The organism is Microbacterium sp. T32 (assembly GCF_001619615.1).
GTDB lineage: Bacteria > Actinomycetota > Actinomycetes > Actinomycetales > Microbacteriaceae > Microbacterium.
This window is the reverse complement of record NZ_LQQP01000060.1, coordinates 1-2521: the sequence shown is the minus strand read 5'-3', so window position 1 is coordinate 2521 and position 2521 is coordinate 1. Positions and strand designations below refer to the sequence as shown.

The window sequence follows — 2521 nt, the reverse complement described above, 5'->3', positions numbered from 1 at the left end:
AGCATCGTCCAGATGCCGGCCGGCATCCCCGTGGCCACCGTGTCGATCAACGGGGCGAAGAACGCCGGTCTCCTCGCCGCCCGGATCCTCGGATCGACGGATGCCGAGATCGGAGACCGCGTGGAGCAGTACGCCGCCGACCTCGAAGCGCAGGTGGAGGAGAAGAACCGCCGTCTGAAGGACGCGCTGTGAGTGTGATCGCCCCCGCCCGGCCGCGGGCGCGCGCGGCGGTCGTGGAATCGCAGCCGATGCGTCACCCCGACGCGTCGTCTCGTCGGGTCATGACGCGTCGCGGATGGTGGCTGATCGTCCTCAACTTCCTGCTGCCGGGATCGGCGCAAGTCTTGGCGGGCAATCGTCGCCTCGGCCGGTTCGGTCTCGCGACGACCCTGTTCCTCTGGGCGGTCCTGATCCTCGCGGCGCTCGGTGCGCTGCTCTGGCCCAGTGGCCTCTTCGCCCTGGCGACCGGGTCGTTCATCCCGGACTTCCTGTCGTGGTTCCGGTGGGTGCCGCTCACGCTCGTGCAGGTCGTCCTCGTCGGTTACCTGGTGGTGTGGATCGTCCTGACCATCGACACTCTGCGTCTCGTCCGGCTCGTCCGCACCGGGCCGATCGCCCGCTGGGCGATGGCCGTCGTCTCCGTCGGGCTGCTCTTCCTCACCGGCTCGGGAGCGGCCTGGGCGGCGCAGGCCGCCGGAACCACTCGCGACTCCTTCGCGGAGCTGTTCGCCCAGTCCGCGCCCGTCGTCCCGCCCTCGGACGGTTATTACAACATCCTTCTGCTCGGCGGGGATTCGGGCGACGGGCGCGATTCCATGCGGTTCGACTCGATCTCGGTCGCCTCCATCAACGCCACCACGGGTGCCGTCACGATCACGGGCATCCCGCGCGACATGCCGAACTTCCCGTTCGCCCCCGGCCCCCTGCAGGACGAGTACCCGGACGGGCACACCGGCAAGTTCGACGAGACCTGCGGGTGGGGGAGCGGGATCAATCAGCTCCGTACCGAGGTCGAGGTCTGTCAGGACGGCAACGCGCTCTATCCGGACGCCGTCGCGAACGGTTCGGAGCCGGGGATCGAGGCGACCAAGGATGCCGCAGAGGGCATCATGGGCATCAAGATCCCGTACTACGTACTCCTCGACATGCAGGGCTTCGCTGATCTCGTCGACGCGCTCGGCGGCGTCGACATCACGGTTGACGAGCGGCTCCCCAAGGGAGGCCCGGCCTATGACGGTCAGCCGGTCGACGACTGGGCGTTCGGGTGGATCGAGCCCGGCGCACAGCGCATGAACGGCGATACCGCCCAGTGGTACGCGCGCTCGCGGTACACGACCAGCGACTTCGACCGCATGCGCCGCCAGCGCCAGCTGCAGGAGGCCATCCTCGCTCAGTTCACACCGCAGAACGTTCTGCAGCATTTCCAGCAAGTGGCTGCCGCCAGCACGAATCTCCTCAAGACGGATCTCCCCCAGGGACTCATCGCGCCGACGCTGGTCGACCTCGCGCTGAAGGCCAAGGACCAGCCGGTCACGACGATCGAGCTGACCCCCGCGGGCGGCGTCGACGAGTTCCACCCGGATTACGACCAGGTGAAGCAGATCGTTCGCGACAAGCTCCACCCCCCGACCCCGACGGAGAGCCCCGCGCCGTGACCGTCACCCTTCGCGTCGTCCTCGACCAGCTCGTCGCCCCGACCTCCCGCGACCTCGAGGAGGCGTCCGCGTCGCTGACGCAGGCGCTGATCGACACCGCGCCGCGCGGGTGCGACGTCGGCGCGATCGTTCCCGCCCCCGGGTTGCCGGACGACGCGGGCGTCGCGGGGCTGTCGTCCGAGACGCGCCTCTCGATGCGGCGCCGCGAGCTCGCGGCATCCTGGCAGCTCGGTGTGGCTCCCGGGATCGGGCGAGGACTCATCCACTCGCCGACCTCGCTCGCACCACTCGTCCGCCACGACCGCGTCAACGAGACGCACCAGATCGTCGTGACGCTGTGGGACCTGCGCGCGTGGGAGACGCCGGAGGAGCTCCCCAAGACCGAACTGCTCGCCGCCCGCGCCCTGCTGTCGCGGATCGGTAAGCATGCCGACGCCGTCGTGGTGCCTTCGCACGCGATGGCGGAACGGCTCGCCGAGGTCGCGAAGGCGAAGCTCGTCGCGAAGGTGCGCGTCATCGGCGGGGCTCCCGCGGCGGGCTTTCGCGTGCCCTCGGATGCCGTGGGCCGACTGCGCGCGCTCGACCTGCCGTCCTGGTTCATCACGGTCGTCGGGGGCTCCGCGGCGTCGGATGGCGTTTCGGCCGCGTTCGCGGGGGTGGCCGCCGCCGGCTGGGACGGAGACGTGGTCGTGCTCGACGTGCCCGAGGGGGACGAGCCCGCCGTGGTCGAGCTGGCCTCCGCGGCGGGCATCCCCGAGGCGCGGGTGCACGCGCGCGGGTCGCTCGACCGCTGGGACCGGGCCGCGGTGCTGTCGCACGCCGTCGCGCTGCTCGCGCCGAGCACCCGCACGGACTGGCCCTGGCGC

Annotated in this window: 3 protein-coding genes; all 3 read left to right on the top strand. The window is 70.7% G+C overall.

The window, feature by feature from the left end; translation table 11 throughout:
* Positions 1-192, top strand: a 192-nt coding sequence (locus tag AVW09_RS15310; protein WP_197462667.1) for an AIR carboxylase family protein, incomplete at its 5' end; no start/stop codon positions are given.
* Positions 193-248: 56 nt separating this feature from the next.
* A complete protein-coding gene (locus tag AVW09_RS15305) occupies positions 249-1655 on the top strand; it encodes an LCP family glycopolymer transferase (protein WP_156496132.1) in 1407 nt (468 codons plus the stop codon).
* The coding region (locus tag AVW09_RS15300) for a hypothetical protein (protein WP_063258875.1) at positions 1652-2521 on the top strand (870 nt) is incomplete at its 3' end. The genes AVW09_RS15305 and AVW09_RS15300, both read left to right, overlap by 4 nt.